Raw genomic sequence first — 18296 nt, 5'->3', positions numbered from 1 at the left:
TCATTGACAGCATAGTGCAAACTTGGACGGGAATATCAGGGTTGAGTAATGACTGAAAAGAGACTGTATCATACGGTGGCCAATAAGCTTTTGGAGCTGATTGACTCTGGCGTGTTTCCGCCAGGTTCGCGTTTGCCGGGTGAGCGCGACCTTGCAAAGCGTTTCGGCGTGAGTCGGGTTTCTATTCGCGAAGCCGGCATTGCGCTTCAAGCGCAGGGTCGCGTGGAGATAAAAGTAGGCTCTGGGGTCTATGTTCTGGATCGCTCAAATTTGCCGGTTTACGGTCTGCCTAAGGTCGGCCCTTTTGAGCTGACAGAGGCGCGCGCCTTATTTGAAGGCGAAGCGGCCGCCTTAGCCGCACCCATGATTACAGACGAAGATCTGGCGCGCTTAGAGCACCTTATCGATATTATGACGGGTGCCGTGGAAGACGAAATGAATCCCGAAGAGGCCGATGCGGAATTTCATCTGACCATCGCGCGGGCCACGAATAACCACGCGATCCTGTTTGTTGTCGATAGTTTATGGAAAATGCGAGAGGAAGCGTCGCAGCTTCAAGCTGTCTATGAAACGGTCTGCCATAAAGACAAAGGTCATCGGGAAGACGAACATAAGCGTATTCTTGAGGCCCTAATGCGCCGGGACTCTTCCGCTGCGCGTGTGGCAATGCGTGCCCATTTCTCGCGCATGATTGAAGCGCTGCTGGTGGAGTCGGAGGCGCAAGCGTTACGTGAAGTACAGCGCAAATCATCCGAAAGCCGGTCTCGTTACACATTATCACAACAAATCGAGTAGGTGACCTATCAGAATATACCAATTGTTTGAATTGGTCGTATTAATTGGTTGACAGGCGTTGCTTTTATTGGGCTATGCTGTTTTACATATGATCAGAAAGCCGACTCCTATGAAGGAGGTTGGCTGTCTGTGTTCTTAAGAGGCTTGGCATGAATCAGCGCGGAAATATTCAGATGTCTCACGGGCGCCTTAAGCCCATTACCCTGACAGCGATCGCCACGGTCCTCCTGATGTCTGGGGCAATCTCCGCCTGTGCGCCCGCGCCGTCTGAAAACGCCTCTCCAGCAACCTCGACGTCTGTGGAGCAGGGCGAGCGGGTTCTCGTTTCAACTCAAGACGAATATGCGGAGGCCATGAAATCTTTGCAGCCAGGGGATACCTTAGTGCTCGCGGATGGTGAGTGGGTAGATTTTGAAATTCTTTTCACTGGCGAAGGTACCGAAGACAAGCCGATCTCACTAACGGGCGAAACGCCAGGCAAAGTTATCTTGAGCGGTCAGTCTAATCTCCGACTAGCGGGCGAATGGTTGGACGTCTCAAACCTCGTCTTTAAAAATGGGTTTACGCCCACCAGGGAAGTGATTTCCTTTCGACGGAATAAACAACACCTCGCCAATCATTCGCGAGTCCATAATGTTGTAATTGACGACTACAATCCACCAGAGCGTACGTCTGGGGATTTCTGGGTCATGATGTATGGGCAAAACAATCGCTTTGATCACAACACTTTGGTGAATAAGCGTAACCGTGGCGTGACCATGGCTGTCCGTATGGATAGCGAAGCCAGCCAAAAGAACAATCATCGCATTGACCATAACTATTTTGGTCCGCGCCCTATCTTAGGTTCAAATGGGGGTGAAACGCTTCGTATTGGAACCAGTAAATACTCCCGCAGTGACAGCCTGACGCTTGTTGAAAATAACTATTTTGATCGCTGTGATGGCGAAGTTGAGATTATCTCGTCCAAATCAGGCGGGAATGTCTTCCGCAACAACACGTTTTATAAATCTCGGGGGACGCTGACACTTCGTCATGGGAATGGCAATCTTGTGGAGCGAAATGTCTTCTTGGGTGAGGGCGAAGACCACACAGGTGGCTTCCGCGTTATCAATGCACGGCAAACCGTGCGGGATAATTACATGGAGGGGCTGACAGGGTCACGCTTTGGCGGCGCATTGGTCGTGATGAACGGCGTCCCGAACGGACCGATCAACCGTTATGACCAGGTTAAATCTGCCGTCATTACAAACAACACATTGGTCGACAGCGATAATATCCAACTTGGCGCAGGTAGCGACGCCGAACGTAGCGCTGTGCCTGTCGACACCCGGATGGAAGATAATTTGATCGTCCACCGCAAAAACCGCAATAGCATGACGGTTTATGACGACATGTCGGGGATCGCTTTCAAAGGGAATGTTAGCAACGTAGCGCTTAAACCGCTTGAATCTGCATTTGAAGTTCATGATGTCAAACTCGAACGCGGTGCAAACGGATTGCTCTATCCGTCGGGTGCCGAAAAAGTTGGTGCTCCGCGTGACCTAGTCGTGACGCAGGCGTCTGACACCGGCGCGTCTTACTATCCGAAGGCCGGCTCGGCGACCGTGTTTGGATCCGGAAAAGTTCATACGGTGAAACCAGGCGAAAGCAATCTCGCGAAACTCGTGGCTCAAGCCGAAGATGGCGACACAATCCGTTTATTGGCGGGTACACATACCGCAGATCGGGTCATCCCTGTCACAAGCGCATTGAAATTTGAGGGCGAGGGCGACGTTACCCTCCTTTACGAACGTGATGCGTTGTTCGAAATACAAGACGGGGGTAGCCTTCGGGTGGAGGGCCTAACAATTTCGGGCGCTGATACACCCGATAGCGCGGGCAATGTTGTTATCCGCACCAGCCCATATTCAATGCTGGAAAATTACCGCTTAGAAATCGCGGATACGGTTTTCGAAGATCTCGACGTAAATCATTCCTTTGACGTGATTTCTACGGCCAAGGGCACGTTCGCCGACAACATTAGTTTGGAACGCGTCAAGGTTTCTGATGCCACGGGGCATGTCTTGAGACTGGATCGTGAAACCGATGACTATGGTATCTATGGCGCTGAGTACCTAACTATCTCCGATAGTGAGTTCTCAAATATTGGTGGTACCGTCGCAACAGTTTATCGTGGTGGCACAGATGAAAGCACATTTGGTCCACATGTCACTGTCACGGGATCAACCTTCGAAAAAGTAGGCGCCAATAAGCGTAATAAAACGGGCGGCAGCTTCTTAATACATGGAGCGCAAGTCACGCTTTTCGATAAAAATACATTCTCGGACGCCCGTCCGCTTCTTATTGATCACACTGTTGGGGAACCAAAGACCCAAATTTTGAACAATGATTTCGGTGGCACGGCGGCCCCGCGCATTCGTGAACTCAATAGCGATGCAGAGAATACAGCAATTCTATCTGGTAATCAGGGGCTTTGAAGATGATCAGAACGTCAACATTAGCGCTGGCGGCAATGGCGCTGGCTGCATGCGCAGCAGAAACGCCAAGAACGTCAGGGTTGGCAACCAATCAATCGGCTGATCAACTCTTCGTGCCGTCCGTCCAACCGACAGGTTTCGATAAAACGCTGAGTTCGGCTCGCGAAGCGGTTGACGCTGCAATGGCAGCGCCGATTGCTGTTCCCGTGCCAAAAGATGCTGGGGGTGGATACACCCATGAAAAGCATAAAGACAATGCGCGCCTAATTTTCAATGCTGGAGCCCTCTACCGGTTTACGGGCGAGGAAAAATACGCGAGCTTTGTTGCTGATCTTCTCGAAGAATATGCTACGGTTTACCCAAATTGGGGACAGCATCCTGCGAAAAAAGAGCAATCGCCTGGTCGTATGTTCTGGCAAAATTTGAATGAAAGCTGGTGGCTGGTTCATGCCGCCCAGGGTTATGAATCCATTCACGGGACGTTGTCCGAAGAGCAGCGAGAGCATATTGAAGCGAACCTGCTCCGGAATATGTCAGACTTCTTGTCGGAAGGCTCACCTGAAACCTTCAACAAAGTTCATAATCACGGCACCTGGGCGACTGCGGCGGTGGGTATAACGGGTTACGCCATTGGTGATGACGCCTATGTCGAAAAGGCCCTCCTGGGGCTCGATCTCTCTGGTGAGGGCGGGTTTTTGCGGCAGATGGACGTGCTGTTTTCTCCAGACGGATATTACAACGAAGGGCCGTATTATCAGCGTTACGCGTTGATGCCTTTTGTGTTGTTTGCCAAATATATTGAACAGAATGAGCCTGAGCGGGAAATTTTTGAAGTCCGCGACGGTATCTTGAAAAAAGCGATCGAGAGTACGATCCACCAAAACTACGGCGGTTTGTTTTTCCCGATTAATGACGCGCTGAAGGACAAAGGTATTGCGACGACTGAGCTCTTGCACGGTGTCGCAATTGCATATGATTTGACAGGTGACCCAGGTCTCTTGTCCATTGCCGAGGCCCAAGGAAAATTTGTACTCACCCCCGAAAGCAAGAAAGTCGCGGATGCGATTGCCGCAGGGAAGTCTAAGCCTTTCGACTATCGCTCCATGCGTCTGTTGGACGGTCAAGGCGGTACAGAAGGGGCCCTAGATATCCTTCGCGTATCAGACGATCCAGATGATCAGGCGCTTGTGATGAAGCATACAAGCCAAGGCTTGGGTCACGGTCATTTCGATAAATTGGGCATGCTGTATTATGATAATGGAAACGAAATTCTTCGGGACTATGGTGCAGCGCGTTTCTTGAATATTGAAGCAAAATATGGGGGGCATTACCTCCCGGAAAATAATCTGTATGCGAAACAAACGATTGCTCACAACACATTGGTTGTCGATGAAACGAGCCATTTCAATGGCAAAACAGCGACGGGTAATAAATTTGCGCCTGAATTAGGGCCTTTTATTACGACCACCAACCTTCAGCTTTCTTCGGCAAAGACGTCCGACGCCTATCCTGGAACCGAATTGTCACGAAAGACGGCCATCATTAGAGATGCCGCTTTTGCGCGTCCCGTCATCATCGACATTGTTCAAGCCAAGAGCAGTGGCTCGCATCAATATGATCTGCCGTTCCACTACAATGGGCAATTGATCGATACAAATTTTGAGATTTCAGCAGATAGCCAATCACGCTCTCCTTTGGGAGAAAAGAATGGATATCAGTACATCTGGAAGACGGGACAGGCTGAGCCTGTGAACGATTTGTCTCAATTGACATTCTTGCTGGATGATCGGTTTTACACGCTGTCGACAGCAACCCCTGATAACACAACAATCTTGTTGGCTGAAACCGGCGCAAACGATCCTAACTTCAACCTTCGTCGCGAACCTGCCTTAGTTTTGCGGGCTGAAAAAGTGAGCGACGCGAGCTTCGTCACTGTCATTGAAAGCCACGGCGAATATGATCCAACCTTGGAGTTCACCGTTAACAGTCATAGTAGCGTGGCATCGGTTTCCCATCGTGAAGAAACAGGCTATGACCGCGTGGATATTTTGTCCAAAGCGGGTCAAACTGTGACGCTTTTACTAGCCGATTCAAATGAAGAATTTGAAACCACTGATGCTTCTGGCAACTCAATCAAATGGCAAGGGCCAGCTCACCTCTTGAATTCTCAATAACCACCGCGGCGACAACCTCTTTCTCGCCATTAAAATCAATTGAATACGAAACTAATTTTTTAAACCGAAAGATACGAATATGACTGACTTATCAGGAAAAATTGCAATCGTCACAGGTGGCACACGTGACATTGGCCGCGCTTGCTCCATCCAACTCGCTCAAGCGGGCGCAAAAGTTGCTGTAAACTATTGCAACAATAAAGCCGCTGGCGAAGAAACAATGGCTGCAATTAAAGCCGCGGGCGGAGAAGCGATCCTCGTAAAAGGCGACATGACCAAGAAGGCCGATGTTGATGCACTTGTCGCGGCGACAACCAAAGCTTTCGGGAATGACATCCACGTCCTCGTCAACAATGTGGGTGGATTGGTAGCGCGAAAGAAATTGGCTGAAATGGACGAAGAGTTCCTAAACCATGTCGTCAGCCTCAATATGAATTCGACTTTCTTGGCCACACAAGCTGTCGTCCCGCACATGCCAAAAGGCGGCTCAATCGTGAACCTCGCTTCCCTCGCTGGACGCGACGGCGGTGGCGGCGGATCGGCAGCTTACGCGCTGTCAAAAGCTGCGGTCATGGCGTTCACGCGTGCAATGGCGAAGGAACTGGGCCCAGACGGTATTCGCAGCAATGCACTTTGCCCAGGCATGATTGATACAACGTTCCACGACACGTTCACCCCAGACCACGTGCGCACACATGTCGAAAATAGCGTTCCTTTGCGCCGTCAGGGTAAATCCGAAGATTGCGCAGATCTCGTTGTTTATCTTGCCTCCGATAAGTCCAGCTACATCACGGGCGCAAATATCGACATCAACGGCGGTATGTTCTTTAGCTAGGCATGAAGTTCCTGGCTTGGATATTTAGCGCCCTAATATTGGCGCCTGCGCTTTTGGCAAACACCGCCACTGCGCAGATATCCAATCCCGGATTTGAGTCGGGCTTTGAAGGCTGGACAACTGATGGTAAAGCAGGCGCGGTCGCATTGTCGGATGACGGCAAAACGGGCGCGCATTCTGCTAAATTGGTCAGTGAAACGGGCCTGTTGAAGCAGGTCATTCAGGTGACGCCTCAGCGTCATTACAAACTCTCCGCTCAATTACGCGGGGCGGTATTGATTGGTGTAAAAGTCGATGGACGTCTGTATTTTGACCGTATCAAGAGTAAGAAAAAGTGGACGTCGACAGCGTTAAATTTTAACTCAGGCCAATCAGCGTCGGCGACACTCTTTGTTTCTTATAATGGGAAAACGGGTCGACTGGACGACTTTGTCCTAAGGGATGTTGGCGCCCAAGGGGATCAGAAGCTAAGTCACTTTGTTCTTTCAAAAACATCTGGGGGAACAGGACTTTCCCCAACTTTGCCGCCCTCCGAAAATTTCGATTTGTCGAAATGGTATCTCTCTATTCCTATCGATGAAGATAAAAACGGGAAGTCGGACAGTATCTACGAAACCGCCTTGACCTCTGGTTTTGAAGATGAACGGTTTTTTTACACCGCCGAAGACGGCGGTATGGTTTTTCGGTCAACGATTGCGGGCGCAAAAACCTCAGAGAACACCAAATATACACGATCAGAACTGCGGGAGATGTTGAGAGCGGGAGATACTTCAATCTCGACCGCCAAACCCGGCTTGAACAATTGGGTGCTTGCCTCCGCTTCAGAGTCCGCGCGTGCCAAAGCTGGAGCTATAGGTGGGAGATTGGAGGCCACGTTGAAAGTCGACCATGTCACGACCACTGGCGCTGAAAAAGAAGTGGGTCGGGTAATTATTGGACAAATCCACGGATGGAAGAACGAGCCGATCCGTTTATATTATCGACGACTTCCAAACCACGAGAAGGGCTCGATTTATTTCGCCCATGAGCGGCAAGATGTCGGCGGCATGAAAGGCACGGACGAATATTTTGATCTGATTGGGTCCCGGGCGTCAAATGCTGAGGAGCCAGCAGATGGCATTCGCTTGGGTGAAACATTTTCCTATCGTATAGATGTCACCGGAACGACCCTGACGACCACAATTTTACAAGACGAAAATATCCGCGCCGAGAAGGCCTTAGATATCAGTCAAAGTGGATATAATATCGATCAGGAATACCTCTATTTCAAAGCAGGGGTCTATATTCAGGATAAGACTGGCAAGCCGGACGATTATGCGCAGGCTACCTTCTACAAACTAGAAACTACGCATTAAATCCCTTAGCTCTATCGTTTGACGTCGCCACCCGCCGCAAGATCGAAAGTCGCGACTTCTTCCCAAGTGGATCGTGTCGCGTCGCCGCGCCAACCATGCTTCAGTACCATTGATGCAAAAGCGTGATCTAAGATGATCTCGGGCGCGAGTTCTTTGGCAAAACTTGCAATTAAGCCCGCCGCAAAGGCGTCTCCGCCACCGACACGATCCACGACATTTTCTAATATGATTTCTTCCGTCTGCGCGCGCATGTCTCGCGTCACGAGCTCGCCGCGCAGGCGATGTTTCTCATTACGTTCAACCGTACGATAGGCCGATGCAATAGCACGTAACCGCGGGAAGGTCGCCAGGGCTGTGTCAGCCAGATGTAGGCTGCGCGTAGCGCGGGCTTTTGGCTCGTTTAGGACCTTCATCAGGTCAAAATCATTGCCCATAACAACCGTCGCTGTTTCCATCATTTGCTTGAGGAATGGCGCGGGTTCGCCGCCCCAAGCGGCCCATAGTTTTGCGCGATGATTAAAATCAAAGGAGACATCAATATCGTTTCGGGCGGCAGCTTGTGCCAGTTTTATGGCTGAATTCGCGACATCTTCGCCTAAGGCCAGCGTTACGCCAGAGATATGTAGCCAATTACAACCTTCTAAAATGTCGTCCACATCAATGGCGTTTGGTGTGATTTTCGCAAAGGCAGAGTCCGCGCGGTCATAAACGATGTTGCCCGCGCGCAGATCAGATCCAGGTTCTTGGAAATAAAGGCCTAGTCGGCCTGATGCGTGAGTTAGGTGTTGTACGTCCAACCCGCGCCCTGCGACTTCGCGTCGAGCTTCGTGTCCCAGGGCATTATCGGGAAGGACCGAAATCATCCGCGCAGGGAGACCGTAGGCAGCCAACGCAGACGCCACATTTAATTCCGCGCCACCTACATGGGTGGAAAGGGCAGGAGAGGACAGAAGGCGTTCGCCCGCAGGCGCCGAGAGACGGATAAGAACCTCACCAAAACAAGCGATTTTGGGGGAAGTGAATATGGTCACGGCGGCAGTCCTCAAGAAATTTATCTAGTCCAATTTGTCCTACCGCATATGGATAGCGGAGGCGACCAAAACTATTATATTCGGCGAGAAATCGATACATGGCACCAAAAGCAGGCTTATAGAATAGGCTTTATGGCGATTGAAAAGAACGTTCTCGCTGAATTACTCTTCAGAAAATGGGGCGTTATTGTCCAGATGTGTGGTAATCTGGCAACATATTCTCATAAAACTTAATTGGTCATACCAATTAAGTTTAATTGGTTGGAGTATAGGCTTGACAGTTTCCCCAGTTTTGGTGCCTAACGGATTCGGAATAATAACAAGTGCAACTCAGGGGAAAGCCTACAATGTCACAACCAACCATGAAAACACGCGCGAAGACGCCCACCTCGGGCTCTTGGCTTAAATCGTCACTCCTCTTCGGTGTCGGCCTATCTACAATGATGCTCGCAACCGCGGCATCTGCGCAAGACGCCGATTCAGAAGGTGATGTCGTTATCGCAACAGGTATTCGTGCGTCTCTAGAAAACGCTCTGGTCGAAAAGCGTGAGGCAGATAGCCTCGTCGAGGTGATTTTCGCCGAAGACATCGGTAAGCTCCCAGACCAAAACCTGGCTGAGGTATTGGAAAACATCACGGGTATCCAAATCACGCGTACAGAAGGCGTCGGTACAGGCGTTCAGATTCGTGGTTCCGATCAGAACCTGATTCAGTTCAACGGCGTGACCACGGTCGGCGCTGGTAATGGTCGCGGCGGCATCAACTTCACAGACGTTAACCCAGCCATCATCGCCGGTCTTGAGGTTATTAAAGCCCCTGAAGCTCAGCATATTGAAGGCGCCGTTGGCGGTACAATCAACCTGAGAACAATCCGCCCGCTTGATCTGAAAGGCCCTCTGGCCTCTGTCCGTATTCAGGGTGAAGATAGCAGTCTGACATCTGGCATCTCGCCAAGAGTTTCAGGCGCTCTCGGTAACAACTGGGAAAACGCTAAAGGCCAAGAGATTGGCTTCGTCATGAGCGGCAGTTACACTGAATCAGAAAACACCGCATTCCGTCCGCGTCTTGATCGCGATAATCTGACCGATTGTACGGTGGCGGTTCCTTCCACAGCCTGTCCATCAGGCGTAGATCGCTTCTTGGGCGTTCAATTCTTGAACCAAGTTCAAAGAACGCAGGAATTTGAAACCTTAAACTTAGCTGGGTCTTTCGAAGCCAAACCGACCGATGATTTGAGAATTTTTGCGGATATCGTATATAACGATCAGCAGCAAAGCCTGTCGGGTTCTCGAGTTCAGGCCTCCAACGTTAGCCGTCTTAACGGCTCTGGTGATCGCGCGGTCGTTCCGGGTGGTAACATCAACTTTACAGGGTTCGAAACCGTAAATATCGGTTCTGCCATTGGTGAAAATGGCACGCAGAACTTTGGCGATATTGCCATTGTTACGCAGGGTACGTTCACACCACTACAAGCTGACGCGCAAGTAAATGATGGGCGTGGCGCTCCATTCTTCCGGGTTGGTTCGGATGCGGGTTCCCGCTTCACTGAGACAACAACTGTTAGACTTGGTGGTGAATGGGAAGCGACAGAAGCTTTAACGGTCAATGCTGAATTCGCTAGATCAAGTTCTGATACAGTCAATCCAAACCTATCCGTCAACTTGAACTTCATAAACCCGAATTCATTTATTGCGCCAAGTGGTGATGGCCTCAGAGATGAAAACGGTACGCCGATCATTTTTGATCTGAGCAACGGTTTTGGGTTTGATGTCAATTTTGCGGACCCATTTGCTCCATCAGAAGCGGATCTTTTGGACCCGAACAACTATGTATTCGATGGTACTCCGACCTACAGTGGTGACATCCGTGAAAATGCTGATCGGGCCTTCCGTCTAGACGGTAGCTATGACTTTTCAGAAACAGGTCTTTCTGACTTCCTAACTTCCGTCGAAGTTGGTGTTCGCTTTGGTGAGCGGTCTAGCCTTAGAGATGACCGGGACGCGCAGCGCAGTGGCAGCAGCAGACTTGAAGGCAGCTTGAACGCGGGCGGGATTTCTCAGCTACTTAGTGAAATTCCTGATAATTTCGCTTCAGGGACCGGAAACGCTTTGGCCGTCGACGGGGTCTTGCAAGTAGATCCGAATTTAACAAGAAATACGAGAGAAGCCGTCGCGACAATCAATGCGGCCGCTGCAGCTCAAGGTCTTGGACCGATTTTCCGAAGCGATCTAATTTCGGATGATGCCGCTTTCTTTGATATCACAGAAGATACGCTTGCAATTTACGGTCAGGCGAATTTCGACCTGGGTCGTATTCGGGGTAATGCGGGTCTGCGTTATATTGACACTCAACTTGAGTCGACGGCGAACCAGTTCACAAATGGCGTCGCAACATTGGTCACGGTTGACAGCAGCTACGATCACTTCTTGCCGCGCGTAAACGTTGCAATTGATGTCACTGAAGATGTCGTCCTTCGTGGATCTTATACAGAAGATATTCGCCGGCCAGACTTCACAGCGATCACAGCCGCAAGAACATTCCCGGACTTTGGTGGTGTTAACGGTAACTCTGTAGGTGGTAACCCATTCTTGGTGCCAGAAGAGGTTCAGAACCTTGATGCATCTTTGGATTGGTATTTCGCACCAGAGGCCGTGTTTAGTGTCGGTGTTTTCCGTAAAGAACGTGATGGTCTATTTGGAGCCGTCGTAGATACACCAGATGAAACTGGCGGTGTACGTGACACGACTGCGCCTTGTGAAAATGGCGGTATCTTCTCTCCAGGTACAGAGGCCGGTATTTTCGGTAACGGCGAAGTCGGTGTTTGCGTTGGCAACCAGTCGACCTTCAACTCCGATAATTCCACCACGCAAGAGGGTATTGAGGTTGCAGTTCAGTACAACCTTTCAGCTTGGGAAGATCAGCTTGGGTTTGCATCTGGTTTTGGTATGACTGCTAACTACACGTACCAAGATGAGAAAAATAACACGGGCTTTGTACCAGTTTCGGGTAACCGAAATAACGTTATCTTCGGGGCGCAAGGTTTCCCTAATGCAACGCGTGAAGCGGCTACTTTACTGAACTTGTCCAATCACGCTTATAACTTGACAGGCTACTACGAGAAGTATGGCCTATCGGCCCGACTTCGGTATACGTGGAGAGACTCCTTCGCGACCAGCAATCTGCCAGGAACAGGTAGTGTCTTCACGCCGTTTGGTTTCAGAGGCATTCAAGAATCTCGTGGTCAGCTAAACGGTAGCGTAAGCTATGAAGTTCTTGACGGTCTTACTCTGCAAGTAGACGCAATCAATCTGACCGAGGCATCTTCCGATGTTTATTGTCTCAGCGATGGCGGACTGAAGTGTTACCAAGGTATCACGGACCGTCGTGTCGTCTTCGGTGCCAGCTACACATTCTAAAGCTAAAACCGCAGATCGACTGCGGTTCCAATGAAAACGAAAACGCCTCACTCTGTGGGGCGTTTTTTTTTGGTCTGATTTCATTCTGAATCTGATCACAGCTTTTGAGACCAGTTCACTCGCTTAAATACCTCTAAAGGCAGGCGAAATCGCTGGCGGTGGCGGAGGCGTTTGGTGGAGTGTTGCACGCACTTGCATGTGCCAAAATGCAAGTTGGTTGAGACCCGATAACCAAAGATAGACGATAGATCGGCAGCTAAGGTGCGAGATCCCAACAGCGTTCTTTATCGGCCAATCAGCACGAGAGCGAAATGCGAAAGTCTCGCCTACTCAGCCCATCCTGTGCGAGCGATGATCGCTTCTGCCTGCTCTGGCAGGGCTTTGCGCAATTCAATCAAATCATCGCGCGCAAGGTCGTCTTGGCCCAAAACTTTACGTGATCGGAGCAATTGCTCCCATCCTGCCGGATCGTTAGGGGCTTCGCGCAAGCGAGCGCTTAAGGACGCGACCATGCCTTTTATCGCATCCTGGCGCTCTGCTTCCGAGAGGCTTTGCATAGCGGCGATATCTTCGGCGCTTGGGCCGCGCTGTCTTTGCTCGGCATAAGTCTTCGCAGCTTCATATTCTTTGCGTATTTCAGGCGTGTCCGATAGCTCTAAAGCGCGTTCATAAGCTCTCAATCCGGCGGTGGGTTGACCCGAAAGCATGAGGGCGCGCCCATAAAGATACCAGCCTGTGACGTCCTCTGGGTTTTCCGCGAGTTGGGTTTCAAACCGAGGGAGAAGTGTGCTGAAATCAGGGCCTTGGGATGCGCCTGCCATTTCTGGAGGTTGCTGTCGGATCATAGGCTCAAAATCAGGCGAGCCTAATTTAGCGTAGAGGCCCAAGCCACTGCTGACCAGCAACAGGCTAACCGCCACTGGCAGTGCCGCAGAACGCCCACCCGCGCGCGGTGCATCGGCCTTGGCCGCTTTCAAAAGACGAGCTTGCAGGATTGCAATCTCGGCCTCAGCGCCGTCTTCACGAGACTGAAGTGCCCGCAGTTCTTCACGATAAGCCGTAATTTCATCTGTTTCAAATATGTCGACATCGCGGGCTAAAAATGGCGCGATGAGATAGAGGCTGACCACCAGAGCCAGGCCGAGGCCAAGGAACCAGATCATGTATCTTCCCGCATCAAATCATCCAATATAGCCTGATCTTCGGCTGAAAGTGCGGCCTGTGTTTCCACAAATTGCGATTTGCGTTTTGAGCGCAGGCCAAACCACAACAAGCCAAACAGGGCGAGGGCAAAAGGAAGGAACCACAACACATAAGTGTTGGCTTGCACGGGCGGCTTTAGCAGCACGTAGTCGCCGTAATTATTGCGCATATAGGCAATGACGGCTTCATTGCTGGCGCCCGCTTCAACTTGTTCTCTGACAACTAAACGCATGTCCTCAGCGAGTTGGGCATCCGACTCTTCGATCGACTGGTTTTGGCAGACGACGCACCGCAATTGCGCGCCGATCTCTCGGGCGCGATATTCTTCGGGCGTAGTTTGTGCGTAAGCTGGGTCGACGCAGAAAAATACGGATGCGAAGATTATGAAAAGATATCGCGCCATCACTGGACCGCCTGCAAGCTCTCGACGAGCGGTCGCAACGTATCGTCCCAGATTTCGGGGGTGATGACACCGATATGTTTGTACCGGATTTGCCCAGAACGATCGACGACGAAAGTCTCAGGGGCGCCCGTGATACCCAGTGGCACGATCAATTTCGAATGTGGGTCAAACACCACGACATCATAAGGGTTCCCGTGACGGACAAGCCAGCGGTTCGCGTTCTCGCGCGTGTCGCGCCAATCAACGCCAACGAGCTGCAAATCTGTCTCGTCTTTTAAAGCCATAAGCTGTGGGTGCTCGACAGTGCAGGCCACACACCAAGATCCAAAAACATTGACTAGACTAACTTTGCCTTCAAGCAATGACGCGTCGAGTGTGTCTGTTTCCGCTAGATTGGCGAGCTCGAATTCAGGGAAGGGCTTGTCGATGAGTTCTGAGGGTAAGATGCTAGGATCGCGAGTTAAGCTAAACGCGAGAAAACCCACCAGCACGAAAAAGCCCGCTAAGGGTATTAAGCCCCGCAGGTTCATTCTGCGGCCCCCACTTTAGCCGTCAGATTTACTTCCTTGGCACGGGTCGGCAGTCTCAAACGGCGATCGGCCAGCGAAACAAAGCCTGAGAGGGCCATCAGAACCGCGCTCAGCCATATCCAGACGACAAATGGATGCCGATAAACTTGCACGACAAATCCGCCTTCCGGGTCGCCCTCGCCAATACTCGCAAACAGAGTTTGCCCGAAGGACAAATGCAATCCAGCTTCTGTGGTCAATTGGTTGCGCACGGGGAAGAACCGACGTTCCGTGGCCAGTGTTGCAATGTGTCGGCCACCTTTCGCCACCAAGACGTCACCGCCGTAATAGTCGTAGTTAAACCGTTTTCCGCCTGACACGTCTTGCAGGGTGTATGTGTAAGCCCCCAAGTCCAAAGACTCACCAGGTTTCAATGTTCCGATTTCTGTATCCGCCCAAACGCTCATTGACGTGACGGCTGCGGTGAAAATCGCCATTCCCAGATGCGCGCCGACAAACCCCCATGTCGCGGCGGGTTGAGCGCGGAGACCTTTGAGGCTCCAATTTGCTTTTCGGCCCAAGGCGATGAGTGTGCCGACCGCCAACCAAGCGGCTAACCCCAATGCAATCCCGCCGAGGACAGATTTCCCAAAGAGGGCCGTCAGGAGGAAGACGACGCCGAAAGCTTTCAGAGCAATCATGATGGGGCCGCGCACGCGCTTCAAACTATCCTGACGCCATTTGAACATCGGCCCTATACCCATGAAGAGGATGAGAAGGCACATGATTGGCGCAAAGGTCAGATTGAAATAGGGCGCACCCACACTAATTTTCGACCCGTTGATAGCGTCGATAAAGAGAGGGTAAAACGTGCCAAGAAAAACTGTCGCGAGTGCCGTAATCAACAAGATATTGTTTAGCACCAACGCCCCATCTCGGGAGGTTGCGTTTAAGGGTTTAATGTCTCGCAGACTATGACTGCGCATGGCGTAGAGCGTCAGCGCACCGCCGGTGGCGAGACCCAGCAGGGCGAGCAGATATACGCCACGCTCTGGGTCCACGGCAAAAGCATGGACGCTCACCAGAACGCCAGAGCGCACGACAAATGTCCCGACCAGCGACAAAGCAAAGGTCGTGATCGCCAAGAGAACCGTCCAGCTCGCCATACTGTGACGTGTGCCTAAGACCATGATCGAATGGAGCAAGGCCGTGCCCGCAAGCCACGGCATGAAGCTGACATTTTCAACGGGGTCCCACATCCACCAGCCACCCCAACCGAGCTCATAATAGGCCCAGAAGCTGCCAAGTGCGATCCCAATCGTCAGGAAGCTCCAGGCGATCAAAACCCACGGGCGTAGCCATTTGGCCCAAACCGCGTCGACGCGACCTTCCAAGAGGGCGGCAATCGCGAAACTAAAAGGGAGGGAAAAACCGACGTACCCGAGATATAAAAAAGGCGGATGAAAGGCGAGGCCGGGGTCTTGCAGGATTGGGTTTAATCCACTGCCATCCAAGGGCACAGGGTTAAGCCGCTCAAACGGGTTTGACGTGAACAGGATGAATCCCAAGAACCCCACACCGAGCATGGCTTGAACGGCGATAGCGCGGGCTTTCAACCCTTTTGGCAGACCTTTGCCTAGAACCGGCACGAACGCGCCGTAACCCGCCATCATAACAACCCAAAGCAGGATAGAGCCCTCATGGTTGCCCCAGACACCGCTGATTTTGTAAAGCAGAGGTTTGTCGGAATGGCTGTGATTTGCCGCGAGTTTCACGGAGAAATCCGACACGACAAATGTGATCGTCAGGCAAATAAAGGCGAAAGCTAAAAGCAGAAATTGTCCGACCGCGGCGCGGTCACCAAATTCCATCAGACGCGCGTTATTTTTCTGTGCGCCGACAAGTGGAATAACGGACTGAAACAGCGCCACACAAAAGGCGAGAATCAGGGCGATATGTCCAATTTCTACGGTCATTAGCGGTGCTGTTAACGAAAGCCGTCGACCGCCTCAATGGTAGAGGTCATTGCAGGCGGGATTTGCCGCACTTTGGCTTCTCGCTGTGAGCAAAGATAACTGATGACCGCGCGATTTAGGATGCAAGATAAAAAAAATAGCGTGATATTATGTAGAGATGGAGACCCCTATGAAACTTGCTTTACTCTGCCGTAACCCACGGCTCTACTCGCATAAACGCCTTGTGGAGGCGGCCGAAAAACGCGGCCACACGATGGATGTGATCGATCATTTGAAATGTTTGATTGATGTCGCATCGGGCGAACCAAATGTCGTTTATAATGGCAAACCTTTGCCGCATTATGATGCCGTCATTCCGCGTATTGGCGCGTCGGTCACATTTTACGGTACGGCGGTATTGCGTCAGTTCGAAGTCATGGGCGCCTATCCCGTCAATGAATCGGTTGCCATCACGCGCTCTCGGGACAAGCTGCGCAGCCTGCAATTGCTCAGCAAGCGCGGCATCGGCCTGCCGCGTACAATTTTCGCGCATAAAATTAACAAGCCGCGCCAGATTGTTGAGCGCTTGGGCGGCGCACCGGTCGTCATCAAATTGATCGAAGGCACGCAAGGCATCGGTGTCATGTTGAGCGACACAGACCGCGCAGCGGAGAGCATCATCGAAGCCTTTGGCGGCGTGGGCAGCAACATTCTCGTGCAGGAATTCATCAAGGAAGCGGGCGGCGAAGATGTCCGCTGCTTGGTGATCGGCGGTAAAGTCGTCGCGGCGATGCTGCGTAAGGGTGAGGAAGGCGAATTCCGCTCTAACCTCCATCGCGGGGGTTCCGCCAAATCGATCAAGATCACACCAAAAGAGCGCGAAACGGCCGTCATGTCAGCCAAAGCCATGGGGCTAAATGTCTGCGGTGTGGATTTACTTCGCTCCGCCCGCGGTCCTGTGGTGATGGAAGTCAATTCTTCGCCCGGCTTGGAGGGGATCGAGAAAGCGACCAATATCGATGTTGCTGACCAGATCATCGAATTCATTGAGAAAAACGCCAAACCCGGCAAGACAAATACGCGAGGAAAAGGCTAAATGCGTCCTGCCTTTGAGATTGGCAATTCGTCCGTAAAGCCGGGGACACGCGAAACCGTTCTGATCCCAATCAGTCGCTTGGCCGATCACACGGACATGATGCTTAAGGCTTTGGTTGTGCATGGCAAAGGCGAGGGGCCGACGCTCTTTGTCAGTGCTGCTATCCACGGTGATGAAATCATTGGCGTAGAAATCATCCGCCGCATTTCCCGCATGAAAATGTTGTCGAAACTCAAAGGCACGCTCATCCTTATTCCCGTTGTCAATAGTTACGGGTTTCTGGGCATGTCGCGTTATCTGCCTGATCGCCGTGACCTAAACCGCGTGTTTCCGGGCTTTGAGACAGGCTCGCCGGCCTCTCAGCTCGCCTATACGTTCATGCAGGAAATCGTCTCGAAATGCGATTTCGGCGTCGACCTTCACTCTGGCGCAATTCATCGCGAAAACTTACCGCAAATTCGCGCCAACCTTGATGACCCAATCGTCAAAGACATGGCGACCGCCTTTGGCGCGTCTGTGATGTTAAACTCAAACCTTCGCGATGGGTCTTTGCGCGAAGCGGCGCAAGGCGTCGGCTGTAACATGTTGCTCTATGAAGCGGGCGAGGCGCTACGGTTCAACGAGACCGCCATTCGTATCGGCGTAAAGGGTGTCTTGGGCGTCATGCGAAACATTGCGATGCTGCCGAAACTCAAGCCCAAGAAATCCGCCATCGATCCGATCCAGCCCGACTCCAGCCATTGGCTCCGCGCGCCCATGTCGGGCCTTATGCGCGCGGCCTATAGTTTGGGCGATGGTGTCAAAAAAGGCGCAGTTATTGCCAGTATTTCCGGGCCATTAGGAGAGATCGAAGAAGACGTGATCGCCAAATATTCTGGCGTCATCATCGGTCGAACAAATTTGCCCATCGTCAATCGCGGCGACGCCCTATTTCACATTGCCCGCGTCGATGATCTAGAAGACGCAGAAACCACAATCGAAAACCGCGTAGACAACGCCGAACGCGACCCACTTTTTGACGGGATTGAAATTGTTTAGGGTTTCTCG

At 51.6% G+C, this 18296-nt stretch carries 13 protein-coding genes; 8 read left to right on the top strand and 5 right to left on the bottom strand.

Translation table 11 applies throughout. From position 1 onward, the window contains the following. Positions 1-48 precede the first annotated feature (48 nt). The 5 genes from IE073_RS04965 (at position 49) to IE073_RS04945 (ending at position 7636) form a co-directional block, all read left to right on the top strand. Positions 49-795 carry a FadR/GntR family transcriptional regulator gene (locus IE073_RS04965; protein WP_189582084.1) on the top strand — a complete coding sequence of 249 codons (747 nt, stop codon included), beginning with the start codon at positions 49-51 and terminating at the stop codon, positions 793-795. Positions 796-944: 149 nt separating this feature from the next. Continuing rightward, positions 945-3272 carry a polysaccharide lyase 6 family protein gene (locus IE073_RS04960; protein ID WP_233349824.1) on the top strand — a complete coding sequence of 776 codons (2328 nt, stop codon included), beginning with the start codon at positions 945-947 and terminating at the stop codon, positions 3270-3272. 2 nt (positions 3273-3274) lie between these two features. Further along, on the top strand, positions 3275-5446 hold the full coding sequence (locus IE073_RS04955) for a heparinase II/III domain-containing protein (RefSeq protein WP_189582082.1): 2172 nt from the start codon (positions 3275-3277) through the stop codon (positions 5444-5446). Positions 5447-5525: 79 nt separating this feature from the next. Further along, a complete protein-coding gene (locus IE073_RS04950) occupies positions 5526-6281 on the top strand; it encodes an SDR family NAD(P)-dependent oxidoreductase (protein WP_189582079.1) in 756 nt (251 codons plus the stop codon). A gap of 2 nt (positions 6282-6283) precedes the next feature. After that, entirely contained in the window at positions 6284-7636 is a 1353-nt protein-coding gene (locus IE073_RS04945) for a polysaccharide lyase family 7 protein (protein ID WP_189582076.1), read from the top strand. A gap of 11 nt (positions 7637-7647) precedes the next feature. On the opposite strand, the gene IE073_RS04940 is transcribed toward IE073_RS04945, so the two are convergent. After that, complete coding sequence (locus IE073_RS04940) at positions 7648-8667, bottom strand: sugar kinase (RefSeq protein WP_189582073.1); 1020 nt, start codon at positions 8665-8667, stop codon at positions 7648-7650. Positions 8668-9014: 347 nt separating this feature from the next. Here IE073_RS04940 and IE073_RS04935 point away from each other — a divergent pair, with 347 nt between their 5' ends. Continuing rightward, positions 9015-12083, top strand: a complete 3069-nt coding sequence (locus tag IE073_RS04935) for a TonB-dependent receptor (protein WP_189582070.1) — start codon at positions 9015-9017, stop codon at positions 12081-12083. A gap of 326 nt (positions 12084-12409) precedes the next feature. On the opposite strand, the gene IE073_RS04930 is transcribed toward IE073_RS04935, so the two are convergent. Genes IE073_RS04930 through IE073_RS04915 form a run of 4 tightly spaced genes read right to left on the bottom strand, consistent with a single transcriptional unit; the run spans position 12410 to position 16174 of the window. Then, a complete protein-coding gene (locus IE073_RS04930) occupies positions 12410-13246 on the bottom strand; it encodes a tetratricopeptide repeat protein (protein ID WP_189582067.1) in 837 nt (278 codons plus the stop codon). Next, a complete protein-coding gene (locus IE073_RS04925) occupies positions 13243-13689 on the bottom strand; it encodes a cytochrome c-type biogenesis protein (RefSeq protein WP_189582064.1) in 447 nt (148 codons plus the stop codon). The genes IE073_RS04930 and IE073_RS04925 overlap by 4 nt, the downstream gene beginning before the upstream one ends. Next, positions 13689-14219, bottom strand: a complete 531-nt coding sequence (locus IE073_RS04920; protein WP_189582061.1) for a DsbE family thiol:disulfide interchange protein — start codon at positions 14217-14219, stop codon at positions 13689-13691. The genes IE073_RS04925 and IE073_RS04920 overlap by 1 nt, the downstream gene beginning before the upstream one ends. Continuing rightward, positions 14216-16174 carry a heme lyase CcmF/NrfE family subunit gene (locus IE073_RS04915; protein ID WP_189582058.1) on the bottom strand — a complete coding sequence of 653 codons (1959 nt, stop codon included), beginning with the start codon at positions 16172-16174 and terminating at the stop codon, positions 14216-14218. Before IE073_RS04915 ends, IE073_RS04920 begins: the two co-directional genes overlap by 4 nt. A 169-nt stretch (positions 16175-16343) precedes the next feature. On the opposite strand from IE073_RS04915, the gene rimK reads away from it, so the two are divergent. Continuing rightward, positions 16344-17249 (top strand): 30S ribosomal protein S6--L-glutamate ligase, encoded by a 906-nt coding sequence (gene rimK / locus IE073_RS04910; RefSeq protein ID WP_189582055.1) that lies wholly within the window; start codon positions 16344-16346, stop codon positions 17247-17249. Further along, a complete protein-coding gene (locus IE073_RS04905; protein ID WP_189582052.1) occupies positions 17250-18287 on the top strand; it encodes a succinylglutamate desuccinylase/aspartoacylase family protein in 1038 nt (345 codons plus the stop codon). It abuts the gene before it with no gap. The last annotated feature ends 9 nt before the right edge of the window (positions 18288-18296 follow it).

Source organism: Litorimonas cladophorae, from assembly GCF_014652455.1.
GTDB classification, from domain to species: domain Bacteria; phylum Pseudomonadota; class Alphaproteobacteria; order Caulobacterales; family Maricaulaceae; genus Litorimonas; species Litorimonas cladophorae.
The sequence above is the reverse complement of the archived record's forward strand: the minus strand, read 5'-3'. Positions and strand labels throughout refer to the sequence as shown.

Excerpts from the sequence above, each read along its gene's own strand:
- IE073_RS04965 (WP_189582084.1), top strand. The coding sequence starts at position 49 with ATGACTGAAAAGAGACTGTATCATACGGTGGCCAATAAGCTTTTGGAG.
- IE073_RS04960 (WP_233349824.1), top strand. The coding sequence starts at position 945 with ATGAATCAGCGCGGAAATATTCAGATGTCTCACGGGCGCCTTAAGCCC.
- IE073_RS04955 (WP_189582082.1), top strand. The coding sequence starts at position 3,275 with ATGATCAGAACGTCAACATTAGCGCTGGCGGCAATGGCGCTGGCTGCA.
- IE073_RS04950 (WP_189582079.1), top strand. The coding sequence starts at position 5,526 with ATGACTGACTTATCAGGAAAAATTGCAATCGTCACAGGTGGCACACGT.
- IE073_RS04945 (WP_189582076.1), top strand. The coding sequence starts at position 6,284 with ATGAAGTTCCTGGCTTGGATATTTAGCGCCCTAATATTGGCGCCTGCG.
- IE073_RS04935 (WP_189582070.1), top strand. The coding sequence starts at position 9,015 with ATGTCACAACCAACCATGAAAACACGCGCGAAGACGCCCACCTCGGGC.
- IE073_RS04930 (WP_189582067.1), bottom strand. The coding sequence starts at position 13,246 with ATGATCTGGTTCCTTGGCCTCGGCCTGGCTCTGGTGGTCAGCCTCTAT.
- IE073_RS04925 (WP_189582064.1), bottom strand. The coding sequence starts at position 13,689 with ATGGCGCGATATCTTTTCATAATCTTCGCATCCGTATTTTTCTGCGTC.
- IE073_RS04920 (WP_189582061.1), bottom strand. The coding sequence starts at position 14,219 with ATGAACCTGCGGGGCTTAATACCCTTAGCGGGCTTTTTCGTGCTGGTG.
- IE073_RS04915 (WP_189582058.1), bottom strand. The coding sequence starts at position 16,174 with ATGACCGTAGAAATTGGACATATCGCCCTGATTCTCGCCTTTTGTGTG.
- rimK (WP_189582055.1), top strand. The coding sequence starts at position 16,344 with ATGAAACTTGCTTTACTCTGCCGTAACCCACGGCTCTACTCGCATAAA.
- IE073_RS04905 (WP_189582052.1), top strand. The coding sequence starts at position 17,250 with ATGCGTCCTGCCTTTGAGATTGGCAATTCGTCCGTAAAGCCGGGGACA.